Origin of the sequence: Ensifer sp. CCNWLY38 (assembly GCF_037120565.1) — a bacterium.
GTDB classification, from domain to species: Bacteria; Pseudomonadota; Alphaproteobacteria; order Rhizobiales; family Rhizobiaceae; genus Ensifer; species Ensifer adhaerens_H.
Genome location: NZ_JBBBBO010000024.1, coordinates 14896 through 26695, shown reverse-complemented (window position 1 = coordinate 26695; position 11800 = coordinate 14896). Strand labels below are relative to the sequence as shown.

The 11800-nt window shown below is 62.3% G+C and carries 12 protein-coding genes; 3 read left to right on the top strand and 9 right to left on the bottom strand.

Annotated features, from left to right (window positions below; genetic code table 11):
• Nucleotides 1-39 precede the first annotated feature (39 nt).
• The 6 genes from V7S54_RS31945 to V7S54_RS31920 all read right to left on the bottom strand — a co-directional run bounded on the left by V7S54_RS31945 (nt 40) and on the right by V7S54_RS31920 (nt 6110).
• Entirely contained in the window at nt 40-813 is a 774-nt protein-coding gene (locus tag V7S54_RS31945; RefSeq protein ID WP_336409883.1) for an enoyl-CoA hydratase-related protein, read from the bottom strand.
• On the bottom strand, nt 810-1967 hold the full coding sequence (locus V7S54_RS31940; protein ID WP_336409882.1) for a CaiB/BaiF CoA transferase family protein: 1158 nt from the start codon (nt 1965-1967) through the stop codon (nt 810-812). Before V7S54_RS31940 ends, V7S54_RS31945 begins: the two co-directional genes overlap by 4 nt.
• Complete coding sequence (locus V7S54_RS31935; protein WP_336409881.1) at nt 1964-3325, bottom strand: FAD-dependent oxidoreductase; 1362 nt, start codon at nt 3323-3325, stop codon at nt 1964-1966. The genes V7S54_RS31940 and V7S54_RS31935 overlap by 4 nt, the downstream gene beginning before the upstream one ends.
• A gap of 106 nt (nt 3326-3431) precedes the next feature.
• The gene (locus V7S54_RS31930) at nt 3432-4268 is read right to left on the bottom strand and encodes an ABC transporter permease (protein WP_336409880.1); all 837 of its coding nucleotides are present in this window, start codon (nt 4266-4268) and stop codon (nt 3432-3434) included.
• Nucleotides 4268-5071: an ABC transporter ATP-binding protein gene (locus V7S54_RS31925; RefSeq protein ID WP_336409879.1), complete on the bottom strand. Its 804-nt coding sequence runs from the start codon at nt 5069-5071 to the stop codon at nt 4268-4270. The genes V7S54_RS31930 and V7S54_RS31925 overlap by 1 nt, the downstream gene beginning before the upstream one ends.
• Before the next feature lie 4 nt (nt 5072-5075).
• On the bottom strand, nt 5076-6110 hold the full coding sequence (locus V7S54_RS31920; RefSeq protein WP_336409878.1) for an ABC transporter substrate-binding protein: 1035 nt from the start codon (nt 6108-6110) through the stop codon (nt 5076-5078).
• A 219-nt stretch (nt 6111-6329) separates the two neighbouring features.
• Here V7S54_RS31920 and V7S54_RS31915 point away from each other — a divergent pair, with 219 nt between their 5' ends.
• Together V7S54_RS31915 and V7S54_RS31910 are read left to right on the top strand one after the other, a co-directional pair.
• Nucleotides 6330-7763 carry an aldehyde dehydrogenase family protein gene (locus V7S54_RS31915; protein WP_336557581.1) on the top strand — a complete coding sequence of 478 codons (1434 nt, stop codon included), beginning with the start codon at nt 6330-6332 and terminating at the stop codon, nt 7761-7763.
• Nucleotides 7764-7771: 8 nt separating this feature from the next.
• Entirely contained in the window at nt 7772-8125 is a 354-nt protein-coding gene (locus V7S54_RS31910; protein ID WP_336409937.1) for a hypothetical protein, read from the top strand.
• Nucleotides 8126-8178: 53 nt separating this feature from the next.
• On the opposite strand, the gene V7S54_RS31905 is transcribed toward V7S54_RS31910, so the two are convergent.
• The 3 genes from V7S54_RS31905 to V7S54_RS31895 are packed head-to-tail and all read right to left on the bottom strand — an operon-like array spanning nt 8179 to nt 10610.
• Complete coding sequence (locus V7S54_RS31905; protein ID WP_336409938.1) at nt 8179-9105, bottom strand: dihydrodipicolinate synthase family protein; 927 nt, start codon at nt 9103-9105, stop codon at nt 8179-8181.
• Nucleotides 9102-9809 (bottom strand): ribonuclease activity regulator RraA, encoded by a 708-nt coding sequence (locus tag V7S54_RS31900; protein ID WP_336409939.1) that lies wholly within the window; start codon nt 9807-9809, stop codon nt 9102-9104. The genes V7S54_RS31905 and V7S54_RS31900 overlap by 4 nt, the downstream gene beginning before the upstream one ends.
• 15 nt (nt 9810-9824) lie before the next feature.
• Nucleotides 9825-10610: an SDR family oxidoreductase gene (locus V7S54_RS31895; protein ID WP_336409940.1), complete on the bottom strand. Its 786-nt coding sequence runs from the start codon at nt 10608-10610 to the stop codon at nt 9825-9827.
• Nucleotides 10611-10702: 92 nt separating this feature from the next.
• On the opposite strand from V7S54_RS31895, the gene V7S54_RS31890 reads away from it, so the two are divergent.
• Nucleotides 10703-11560 (top strand): LysR family transcriptional regulator, encoded by an 858-nt coding sequence (locus tag V7S54_RS31890; protein WP_336409941.1) that lies wholly within the window; start codon nt 10703-10705, stop codon nt 11558-11560.
• Nucleotides 11561-11800: the final 240 nt, after the last annotated feature.

Below are 11800 nucleotides of genomic sequence, written 5' to 3'. Positions count from 1 at the left end.
TGGAACCTCCCCTCCCCTGGGCTCCGACCTATAACACGCTCATCGTCCCCTCCAAACGGGCGCGCGCTTCTCCTGGAAGGCGCTGACGCCTTCCAGCGCATCTTCGCTTTTGAGCGCCCTCACGAGCGCGGGTGTGCGCAGGCCTTGTGCTTCCGCCGGCGACAGATGCCCGGTGCGATTGACGGTCTGCTTGATCGCGCGGAGGGAAAGCGGCGCGCAGGCGACGATTTCAGCCACCCAGCGTGCGACGGTAGTGTCAAGCTCTTCCGGCTCAGCCACTTCGTTGACGATGCCGAAACTCTGCATCTCGGCTGCGGAAAACCGCCTGCCGGTCAACAACACGCCCATCGCGAGATTGTGAGGGATCCTGCGCTGAAGAAGCACCATGCCGCCATCAAGCGGCAGGCGCCCGACACGAGCCTCGGGCAAGCCGAACGCCGCCTTCGTCGAGGCGACGACGATATCGCAGCCGAGCACCATCTCGAACCCGCCGCCGAGCGCATAGCCGTTGACCCTGGCGATAACAGGAACATCCAGCGAGCGGCGAAAGGCGAGCCCGCCGAAACCGTTCGCCCGGCTCTCGCTCCAGTAGTCGAGACCGGTCGTCTCGGCGCCCTTCAGATCGGCTCCGGCGCAAAATGCCCGATCGCCTGCACCCGTCAGCACGACGCAGCTTATGTCATCGCGGGCTTCGATCTCCTGCCAGATCGCCTCCAGTTCACGTTCGGTTGCTGCGTCCACCGCATTCATCCGCTCAGGACGGTTCAACGTGACGCTTGCCACGCGGTCTTTTACGGCGAACTCGACGCTCATGCCGCATCTCCCCGGCGAACGGTAAGCCCAGAGAGGATCTCGTCGTTGTGCTCGCCGAGCTTGGGCGGGGCGATGCGCACTGTCACGGACGCTGCGGACATGTCGATCGGCGAGCCGACCAGCCGGATCGGACCGGCCTTCGTTTCGCCGGCGTGGAGGATCATGCCGTTGATCGTCGTCTGCTCGTCATCGAGAGCTTCGGGAAGCGAGCGTACAGGCGCGCAGAGAATGTCCACCTGCTCCAGCCGGCCGAGCCAATGGGCGCTGCTGTTCTTCGCGAACGCCTCGCGGAAGACCTGCTGCAATTCCGGCCGGCGCTGCATCTGCGCATCGAAGTCGGCAAATTGCCGCAGGAGGGACAGATCCTCGATCTCCAAGGCGGAGCAAATGTCGCGCAGCGGGTTCTGCTTGAACGCGCCGACCATGACGATGGCGCCGTCGGTGGTCTCGAACACGCCCGTCAGGGGGAAAGCGCCCCAGTTCAGGTCCTTCTCCCGCATCATGTGCGTGGTGCCTTCCTGCATCTGCATGGCGAGCATCGAGCTGTAGAGACTGACCGCAACCTGCTGGCCGTGGCCGGTCTTTTCACGGTGCAGCAAGGCAAGCAGAATGCCCTGAACCAAGTGCATGCCGGCCGAATAGTCGGCAAGCGGCGTCGCGTAGATCGACAGCGGATGGCTCGCGTCCGACTTGCGCCGCATGACACCGGAAAGCGCCTGCGCGAGGATGTCCTGTCCGCCCTTGTGCCGGTAGGGGCCCTCAAGGCCAAAGCCCGTACCGACGGCGTAGATCAGCCGCGGATTGGCCTTCCTGAGTTCTTCATAACCGAAGCCCATTCGCTCCATGACGTCAGGACGAAAGTTGTTGACGACCACGTCGGCCGTGTCGATCAGGGCGCGCACCGCGGCACGCGCCTCATCCTGCTTGAGGTCGAGCGCAAGGCTCTTCTTGTTGCGGTTGAGCGACGAGAAGACCGGATTGTTGAGGCCGTCCGGATCCGACCCAAGCGACCAGCGCGAGAGATCGCCGATCTTGGCCTTTTCGACCTTGATGACCTCGGCGCCATAGTCGGCCAGCATCTGCGTGCAGCACGGGCCCAACATGACCTGGGTGAAATCGACGACGCGGATACCGTCGAGGGGAAGAGATGTCATTCTGCGGCCTCCAGATAGGTTGCATTTTCGGATGGTACGTCGCCAGGATCGGCGCCCTGGGCCCGCAGCTGCTTCTGGATTGCCCTGACATCGGCGTCCCGCACCTTCACGCCGGCGTTGAGCGCAACGGTGGCGGCAACGCCGGCCGCCTCGCCCATTGCCATGCACGGCGGGATTTCGCGGCTCGACTTCTGCGCCTGGATCGTCGCGGAATAGTGCCTGCCTGCGACGATCAGCTGATCGACTTCCTTCGGCAGCATGGCCCGGTAGGGCGTGTAGTAGTCGCGGCCGCGGCACACCGTATCGGCGAAGTGCTGACGGTTCATGACGTCGTCCTTGGTGACAACGTACTCGCCCTGGAGCAATCGCGACTGGCGCACGCCCGTCTGCGGTGCGAAGTCGATCACATGGGCATTTTCGAAGCCCGGCAAGTTGGCCCGCGCGAACTCGAGCAGGCGCGCGATGCGGCCACGGCCCTCGAGTTCCGCGTAGGTCAGGTCTTCGACACTGAGCCCGGAAAGCTTCGGCATGTGCGGGCAGTTCAGCCAGATGACGCCCGGCAGCGGCGTCTTTAACCACCAGAACGACCAGCATCCGCCGATCAGACGCTTGGCCTCATGATCGATCAACTTGAACTTTTCCGGTTCCTCGAATTCGAAGCGCTCTGCTGCTGCGGTGTCGATCCCGCCCCAGCGGGAGACGGTCGTCAGGATGAAATTGCCGTCGGTATGCTGGGCGCCCGCATCGGCAGCAACGTCGAGGTCGCCCGATGCGTCGATCACGACATCGCCCATGATCGCTTCGCGGCCGGATTTCGTCTGGCAGACCACGCCCTTGATCGTGCCATTCTCGACGATCGCCGAAGAGAACCAGCTGTGCGTCCTGAGCTTCACCCCGGATTCGCGAAGGATGTCATAGGAGACTCGCTTGAACGCGTCGGGATCGAAGGCGGCCGCATAGCAGATCGGATGCGGCGCGGATGGCGTGTGGAAGTCGAACAGGCCCCAGCGCGCCCACCTTTGCCAGGCTTCCGGCGTATCGCGAAGATCGAGCTGGCGGTCGCCGTCCGTCGGGGTGACGCAGAGACCGAGCGTCTTCATCCGCTCGATCATCTCCATGCAGATGCCGCGCACGGTGATTTCAAGCCCGTTGACCATGTCGTCGAGCACCAGAACCATGCCGCCCGCTGCAAGGCCGCCGACATAGGGGTAGCGCTCGAGGAGCGTGACGCTGGCGCCGGTGCGCGCCGCCGAAACCGCTGCGGAGATCCCCGCCGGTCCGCCGCCGACGACGACCACGTCGGAGCGGTCGACGATCCTGGCATTGCGCAAGGGTTCTCTGATTGTTTCCATAATCATTCCTCCATAGGGGAAGCGTCCGGCGAAATGTGAGGAGCTCACAGCCAGTGACTTCGTCAGTTGACCGGACCCGGATATCCAGGTCCGGCAGCAAGGGGTTTGGGGGTCAGTGGTCCGTCGTCGGTTTCCAGCGGACGATCTTCGATTCCGCGAACGAAACAGCGAAGAAGAGAACCACGGCAAGCGAGGCCGCAATCACCACGGTCGCATAGAGCAGAGGCGAACGGAAATTATAGGTCGCCTCGATGATCAGCGCGCCGAGGCCGTAGCTGGAGCCGATCCACTCCGCGACGATCGCGCCCATCACGCTGCTGGTTGCCGCAATCTTCAGCGCAGCGAAAAGGAAAGGCAGCGAGCCGGGCAGCCGAACCTTCCAGAAGATTTCGGAGTTGCTGGCCGACAGGATGCGCATCAGATCGAGCATTGCGGGGCTCGCCGACTTCAGTCCCTGTACCATGTTGACGAGAGTCGGGAAGAAGCAGATCAAGCCTGCGATGATGATCTTCGGCGCAATGCCATTGCCGACGAGCAGCACCAGGATCGGCGCCAGTGCGATGATCGGGATCGACTTGATGATCACGGCGATCGGATAGAAGGCGCGTTCGGCGAGCGGGCTGTGGACGAACCACACCGCCAGAAGAACGGCAATGAGATTGCCGAACACGAAACCGAGAACCGCTTCCATGAGCGTCGGCCAGAAGTTCGTCCACAGGATGCCGGCGTTTTCGCCGAAGGCCTTGATGACGTCGACTGGCCCGGGCGCCATGAAGGCCGGCACCGAAAAACCCCAGACGACGAGTTGCCACAGCAGGATGCAGCCAAGGATCGCGAGCGTTGCCGGCAGGTTTCGCAGCACGGCGCTGACGATAGCATCGATCGCCCTGAACCTGTTGCCGTCGGTCAAAGCGCGGCCATCCGCCTGTGATGGAAGGGCATTTGCCATCAGCATTCTCCCAAAAGTTTGCGCAGATAGGCGGTAACCTGAATGAACTCGACCGTGTCACGCATCGCGAGCGATCGCGGATAGGGCAAGTCGACCTTCATGAACTCCTTCACCCGGCCCGGATGGGCCGCGAGCATCAGCACATGCTGACCGAGAAAGACCGCCTCGGGGATGGAATGGGTAACGAAGAGGATGGTGGTCCCGGTTTCCTGCCAAAGACGCAGCAGCTCTTCGTTCAGCTTGTCGCGTGTGATCTCGTCGAGTGCGCCGAAGGGCTCATCCATCAACAGGATGCGGGGTCGGGTCACCAGCGCACGGGCGATCGCGACGCGTTGGCGCTGCCCGCCGGACAATTCGTGCGGCATCGCTTTTTCGCGCCCCTTCAGCCCGACGAGGGCGAGCAATTCTTCCGGATCGGCATAGGTCGCGCCCGCTTCGCGTTTTCCCACCAGCAGCGGGAGACGCACATTGTCGATCACATTGCGCCACGGCAGCAGCGTCGCTTCCTGGAAGACGAAGGCGAAATCGCGGCCCTCGCGCGCCTTGCGCGGCGTCTGGCCATGCACGGACACGGAGCCATCGGTGATGTGCACGAGATCCGCGACCGTGCGCAACAGGGTGGACTTGCCGCAGCCGGACGGGCCGAGCATGGTCACGAGCGAGCCGGCCGGTATCTCGACCGAGACGTCGGAGAGTGCGGTGAAGCCGGAATCATCTGCGCCGAAGCGGATATGAAGATTCTTCACCGACACGGCGGAGCTATGGACTGCCGCCTGGTTGGGTCTGCTACGCGTTTCCAGCATCGCCTTACCCTACGCTCTTGCGGACATCGGCCGTCGCATCCAGGATTGCCATCGTGTAGACGTCGTCGGCTTTCGGGACAGGGCCGGTGAACTGTCCGAGATCCGCATAGGTCTTGATCTGCTCCTCCCAGTTTGCACGTTCCATGCCACCCCAGCCGACGGCAGCTGTCGTTTCGTTGAACACGAATTTCATCAGCGGCCCGATGGCCTCCAGTTCGCTTGCCTTGTCCAGGTTCGGGTAGGCTTCGAGCAGGATGTCGACGGCCTCTTCCAGGTGATCGCGGGCATAGCCCCATCCCCGTGCCGAACCCGACACGAACGCAGCAAGTTGGTCCGCGTGATTTTGGAGTTCGTCGTCGGTGGTATAGTAGACGTTGGCATAGAGCCGGATTCCGCCGTCCCAAAGGGTCAGGTCGACCCGGTCATCACCCAGAACCTTCAGGGCGTTGACGTTCGTCAGCCAGCCACAGACCGCATCGGCCTGACCGGTCACGAGTTGGTTCATGTCCGAACCCATGTTGACGATCTTGACCTGGTCTTCCGATATCCCGTTCTTGGCGAGGAGCGCACGAAGCAGAATAACCGAAGTCGGGATCGCCGCGATCGTCTTGCCGATCATGTCCTGAGGCTTGGCAATCGGGTTTGCCTTGCGCGAGAAATAGGCGAAGGGATGTTTCTGGTAGCCGGCCGCGAATGCCTTGATCGGCGCGCCGGCCGAACGAGCCAGCATCACAGACGGGCTGGAGGAGATCTGACCAATCGTCGACTGGCCGACGGCAACGCCAGCCACGCCATCGACATTCGGTCCGCCAGGCACGATTTCGAGCTCGATGCCCTTCTCGGCGTAGTAACCCTTCTTGCGGGCGACGAGTTCTCCGAGAAGCCCGTTGGAAGGCAGCCAACCGAGCTGCATTCGGATCGTCGCGGAATCGGCGGCTAGACCGGGCGAAACATTGATAAGGCTATGGGTCGCAACGATCGCGCCCATTGCGGCCGCATTCGAAAGGAAACCTCGGCGGTTCATCATAAAACGAGACATATCGTTCCCCTTGCTTGTTATGGGATCGATGATGATGGAATTTGGCATCTCATAAAGCACAATTTTTAGCGGTTGGTATTGCCGATATGGCAACGCTCAAGGACCATTCAGGTTTGCCGTTTCGGCAATGGCGGGCTCGAAAGATTGTGCTTTGTGCGAGTGCGATCCCGTCCGATAAGCGAAGACACGATCAAAGTCTGAACGCCGCGGAGGATAGATATGGTGCAGAAAAACCTGATCGATGGGGAATGGATCGCCAGTAGCGAAACGTTCCGCAACATTAACCCCTCGAACACCAATGACGTGGTCGGTGAATACGCCCGCGCGTCGGCCGACGACGCCCGCGCCGCGATCGCCGCTGCCAAGGCGGCGTTCCCGGCCTGGTCGCGCTCCGGCATTCTCGAACGCCACGCGATCCTGAGGAAGTCCGCCGACGAGATCCTCGCCCGCAAGGACGAACTTGGAAGGCTGCTGTCGCGCGAGGAAGGCAAGACGCTCGCCGAAGGCATCGGCGAGACGGTGCGTGCCGGCCAGATCTTCGACTTCTTCGCCGGCGAATGCCTGCGACTGGCCGGCGAAGTGCTGCCGTCGGCGCGGTCGAATATCGGCGTCGAGATCACCCGCGAGCCGGTCGGCGTCGTCGGCATCATCACGCCCTGGAACTTCCCGATCGCCATTCCCGCCTGGAAGATCGCGCCGGCGCTCTGTTACGGCAACACCGTCGTCTTCAAGCCGGCCGAACTGGTGCCCGGCAGTTCCTGGGCGATCGTCGACATTCTCCACCGCGCCGGCCTGCCGAAGGGTGTCCTGAACCTCGTCATGGGCAAGGGCTCGGTCGTCGGCCAGGCGATGCTCGACAGCCCGGATGTGCACGCCATCACCTTCACCGGCTCGACCGGCACGGGAAAACGCGTGGCGATGGCCTCGGTCGAGCACAATCGCAAGTACCAGCTGGAGATGGGCGGCAAGAACCCCTTCGTCGTGCTCGACGATGCCGATCTTTCCGTTGCGGTCGAAGCGGCGGTCAACTCCGCTTTCTTCTCCACCGGCCAGCGCTGCACCGCATCCTCGCGCATCATCGTCACCGAGGGCATCCACGATCGCTTCGTTGCCGCGATGGGCGAGCGCATCAAGGGGCTCGTGGTTGACGACGCCTTGAAGGCCGGCACGCAGATCGGTCCGGTGGTCGATCAAAGCCAGCTCAACCAGGACACCGACTATATCGCCATCGGCAGCCAGGAAGGCGCCAAGCTCGCCTTCGGCGGCGAACTGCTGAAGCGCGACACGCCCGGCTTCTACCTGCAGCCGGCGCTGTTCACCGAGGCGACCAATCAGATGCGCATTTCCCGCGAAGAGATCTTCGGGCCGGTGGCGTCGGTCATTCGCGTCCGGGATTACGACGAGGCGCTTGCCGTCGCCAACGACACGCCGTTCGGCCTCTCGTCGGGGATCGCCACCACCAGCCTCAAGCATGCGACCCATTTCAAGCGCAATGCCGAGGCCGGCATGGTGATGGTCAACCTGCCGACGGCCGGCGTCGACTTCCACGTGCCCTTCGGCGGCCGCAAGGGCTCCTCCCATGGCTCGCGCGAGCAGGGTCGTTACGCCGCCGAATTCTACACCACCGTCAAGACGGCCTACACGTCGGCGTAGATGTGAGCATGAGCCCCGCCGTTCAACTGGCGATCAACGAGTTGAACGGCGGGGCAATTCCAACGATCCACACAAACTTGGCAACCGCAAACACGCGCGTCATCAACTCTGGGGATCCTCTCTCAGAGGACGGCATAGAGGGACCGCGACGACACCACGTACTGGATCGCCGCAAGCAGGATCGCGACCGCGACGATCACGCCGATACGCAAAATCCTATCAAGGAAGGTTTCCTGGCCCTGCATCGTCAACCTCGTTCTTCAACCGGTGTGTTCGACAATCGCCAGAGCCAAAGTACCACCCTCGCGAGCCTCAGCACAGATCGCGATGAAGAGGCGCAGATACGACGGATGACTTTGTAGGCCCGTCCGCGGCTATTGATCAGCTACGAACGGGCTCAGAGAGATCGAACTGACTAGAGGGCAGCGCGCTTGTCATGCCTTGCGACGCGAGCAAGTAGATAGTCGACTTCTGTTCGCGCTGCCGGGGTCAGCATCTGGGCCGGCTTGCGTTGGGCGTCGGAGGCGATGACGCCGCGGCGTTTCAGAACGTGCTTGCGAACGGCAAGGCCGATGCCAAGCTGTTGTTCGTAACGGATCAAAGGCAGGTGCGCATCGAAGAGATCGTGCGCTTCATCCCTTTTTCCGGCCGCAAACAATGCCATGAGTTCGGTGAGCATGTCCGGGAAGCCATAGCCGGTCATCGCTCCGTCCGCGCCTCGTTCCGGCTCGAAGTCGAGGAACATGCCGCCATTGCCGCAGAGTACCGAAAAGTCGCGAAGTTCTCCGGCCTTCTGCATGGCGCGCAGCTTCGATATCTTTTCAAGGCCGGGCCAGTCCTCGTGCTTCAGCATCAGGCAGGACCTGTGGTTGGACATGATCTTCGCAACGACGCCAGGCGTCATGACGACCGTGAGGGTCAGCGGATAGTCCTGGAGAACCCACGGCACATCCTCGCCGACAGCTTCCACCGCGCCGGCGAAATAGTTGACGATCTGGTCATCGGTGCGCAAGGCGGGCGGCGGAGCGATCATCACGCCAGCGGCACCCATTTCCATCGCGTGACGCGCCAACGAGCGCATGCTGGCAAAACCAGGCGCGGAGACGCCGACGATCACCGGGATTTTGGACCGAGAGACCACGCGCTTGACGATGGCTCTGCTTTCCTCCGGCTCGAGCTTCGGCGCCTCGCCCATGATCCCGAGGATCGTGACGCCGGTGCAGCCGCTCTCCTGATAAAAGTCCGTCAGCTTGTCGATCGAATTGAAATCGATCGAGCCGTCCTCGAAGAACGGCGTGGTTGCGATGGCGTAGACGCCCTTGGATTGCGTGCTGAACGTCATTTCTGGCTGTCCTTCCAGGCCTCATACCGGGCCTTCGTTTCTGCATTCATTGGGTAAAGACCGGGAAGCGGCACGCCCCGATCGACTTCACTCATGATCCAGGCCTCCATGCGCTCCTGTTCGGGCGCCTCAGTGAGCACCTCGTCGAGAAGCGCTGCCGGGATGAGGACTGCACCGTCGTCATCGACCACGACAATGTCGTCGGGAAGCACGGCAACGCCGCCGCAGTTGATCGGCTCCTGCCATCCGACAAATGTCAGCCCTGCGACGGAAGGCGGTGCTGCGATGCCATTGCACCACACCTTAAAGCCGCTCGCCAGCACACCCTCGGCGTCGCGCATCACGCCGTCCGTGACGAGGCCGGCAACGTTGCGTTTCGCCATACGGGCACACAGGATGTCTCCGAAGATGCCAGCATCGCCGATGCCCATGGCGTCGACTACCGCGACACAGTCCTCCGGCATCGCCTCGATCGCCGCCCGAGTGGAGATCGGCGATGCCCAGCTCGCAGGCGTGGCGAGGTCCTCCCGCGCAGGGATGAAACGCAGGGTAAATGCCTTGCCGACAACTCGTCCCTGGCCGGGTTTCAGCGGCTTGGTGCCGCGCATCCAGACATTGCGAAGTCCTTTTTTCAGGAGAACCGTCGTGAGGGTTGCCGTGGAAACGCCCTTCAGGGTTTCAACGACTTGAGGTTCAAGTGCCATGACGATCTCGCCTCGTCAGATGCTGTTGATCAGACCGCCATCGACACGGATGACGGAGCCGGTGATGTAGGAAGCGCGGGGGCTGGCAAGGAAGGTGACGGTGTCGCCGTATTCCTTCGGGTCGCCATAGCGCCCGACCGGAATGGACCCGGTACTTTCGGCGGTGACGTCCGCCACCGGCTTGTTCTCGCGTTTCGCCTTCTGTTCGTCCAGAAACACGATCCGCCCGGTGGCGATGCGTCCGGGCAACACGATGTTTGCGGTGATGCCATCGCGCCCGACCTCGCGCGCCAAGGTTTTTGACCAGCCCACAAGCGCCAGGCGCAGGCTGTTCGAAATCCCGAGATTTGCAATCGGTGCGACGACGCCTGAAGACGTGGAGGTGATGATGCGTCCCCATTTGCGCTCGCGCATCGTCGGCAGAACGGCATCGGTGACCGCGATCACCGACCGAACCATGAGGTCGAAGTACTTCGACCAATCGTCGGGCGACTGGCCTGCGGCCGGCGTCGGCGGCGGGCCGCCGGTGTTGTTGACCAGGATGTCGACCGGGCCAAACGCATTGTTTATGGCGTCGAGCTTCTGACCAACCAGGGACAGGTCGCCAATATCCCAGAGCAGCGGAATGGCCTTGCCACCCTCGGCCTTGATAGCATCCGCGGTCGCCTTGGCGCTTTCTTCGTGTATGTCGGCGACGACGACGGAAACGCCTTCGGCCGCAAGCGACCTTGCGATTGCGCCGCCAAGTCCACCGCCGGCGCCGAAGACAAGCGCCGTCTTGCCGTTCAAAAGTAGATCCACCTCTTCCTCCTTTGTTTCCGGGTCACTATGGCAACGCGCAAACAAGAGAAAAACCTTCCTTTTTATTCCTTCAGACGATAGTAAAAGTATCGATGGAAACCCGCTTTCTCGAAACCTTCCTGGCCGTCGTTCAACACGGCTCTCTGGCTGAGGCGTCGCGTCGCCTGGGCGTGACGCCGGCCGCGATCGCGCAACGTATCCAGGCGTTGGAAGACGAGATCGGGCTGCCCCTTCTGGCGCGGTCAGGTCGACGGGTGAAGCCAACCGAGGCTGGGATCGCGATACTGGAGGAGAGCCGACGCGTTCTCGCGGACGTCAGGAAACTTAAAAGTCTGGCACACGACGACCAGGCATTCGGAGAACTGAGGCTTGGTGCCATCTCGACTGCCCTGACGGGCCTGCTTCCGAATGCGTTGCGAAGGGTGTTCGACACGACGCCGGGCGTCGACATCTTCCTGCTGCCGGGCACGTCGGCAGAACTCTATAACAGCGTCCTGGAGGAAAAGATCGACGCGGCAATCCTCGTCAAACCGCCCTTCCCGATACCCAAGACCTTACATTGGGAACTGATCCGGTCGGAGCCGTTCGTCCTTCTGGCGCCGCCCGACCTCGCGAACTTCCCCGCCGACCGCTTGCTTCGCGAGCAACCATTCATCCGATACGACAGAAGCAATTGGGGCGGCCGCTTGGCAGATGCCTATCTTCAATCCCAGCGGATTCTTCCTCGCGAGTGGCTGGAACTCGACTCGCTCGAAGCCATATCGGTCATGGTTGAAGCTGGACTAGGCGTATCGCTCATGCCCGACTGGCGTTCGTCCCTCTTCGACAACCTGCGCGTTGCCCGGCTTCCGCTGCGCAACGCACCGTGCCGCGAGATCGGCTTGCTCAGGCCGCGCAACGTTCCGTCAGCCCGACTAATCCAAGCCGTTCTCGATGCTCTTCGATCATAGAGCGGACCGGACTTCCCGCCGCAGGGGCCGTCTTCGTTCTGGTCTTTACTTGCACCACGATGGCTCGGAGCCGACCCGGCGATGGGCGTGTGCACACCAACAACCGACGGCCACTTACGCCTTGGTCATGCTTTCGCGCGCTGACCTCGCTCACGAACGGGCGCGAAGACCGGGCCTGCAATGCTACCCGCTCACCGACTGTATCGTCGCATCCCGAAGGCCATGCGCACCCATCCTCGG

Bases quoted from the DNA above. Each gene is read 5' to 3' on its own strand.
- V7S54_RS31910 (WP_336409937.1), top strand. From the start codon at position 7,772: ATGAGCCCCGCCGTTCAACTGGCGATCAACGAGTTGAACGGCGGGGCA.
- V7S54_RS31945 (WP_336409883.1), bottom strand. From the start codon at position 813: ATGAGCGTCGAGTTCGCCGTAAAAGACCGCGTGGCAAGCGTCACGTTG.
- V7S54_RS31890 (WP_336409941.1), top strand. From the start codon at position 10,703: ATGGAAACCCGCTTTCTCGAAACCTTCCTGGCCGTCGTTCAACACGGC.
- V7S54_RS31905 (WP_336409938.1), bottom strand. From the start codon at position 9,105: ATGACGTTCAGCACGCAATCCAAGGGCGTCTACGCCATCGCAACCACG.
- V7S54_RS31900 (WP_336409939.1), bottom strand. From the start codon at position 9,809: ATGGCACTTGAACCTCAAGTCGTTGAAACCCTGAAGGGCGTTTCCACG.
- V7S54_RS31925 (WP_336409879.1), bottom strand. From the start codon at position 5,071: ATGCTGGAAACGCGTAGCAGACCCAACCAGGCGGCAGTCCATAGCTCC.
- V7S54_RS31915 (WP_336557581.1), top strand. From the start codon at position 6,330: ATGGTGCAGAAAAACCTGATCGATGGGGAATGGATCGCCAGTAGCGAA.
- V7S54_RS31935 (WP_336409881.1), bottom strand. From the start codon at position 3,325: ATGATTATGGAAACAATCAGAGAACCCTTGCGCAATGCCAGGATCGTC.
- V7S54_RS31940 (WP_336409882.1), bottom strand. From the start codon at position 1,967: ATGACATCTCTTCCCCTCGACGGTATCCGCGTCGTCGATTTCACCCAG.
- V7S54_RS31930 (WP_336409880.1), bottom strand. From the start codon at position 4,268: ATGGCAAATGCCCTTCCATCACAGGCGGATGGCCGCGCTTTGACCGAC.
- V7S54_RS31920 (WP_336409878.1), bottom strand. From the start codon at position 6,110: ATGTCTCGTTTTATGATGAACCGCCGAGGTTTCCTTTCGAATGCGGCC.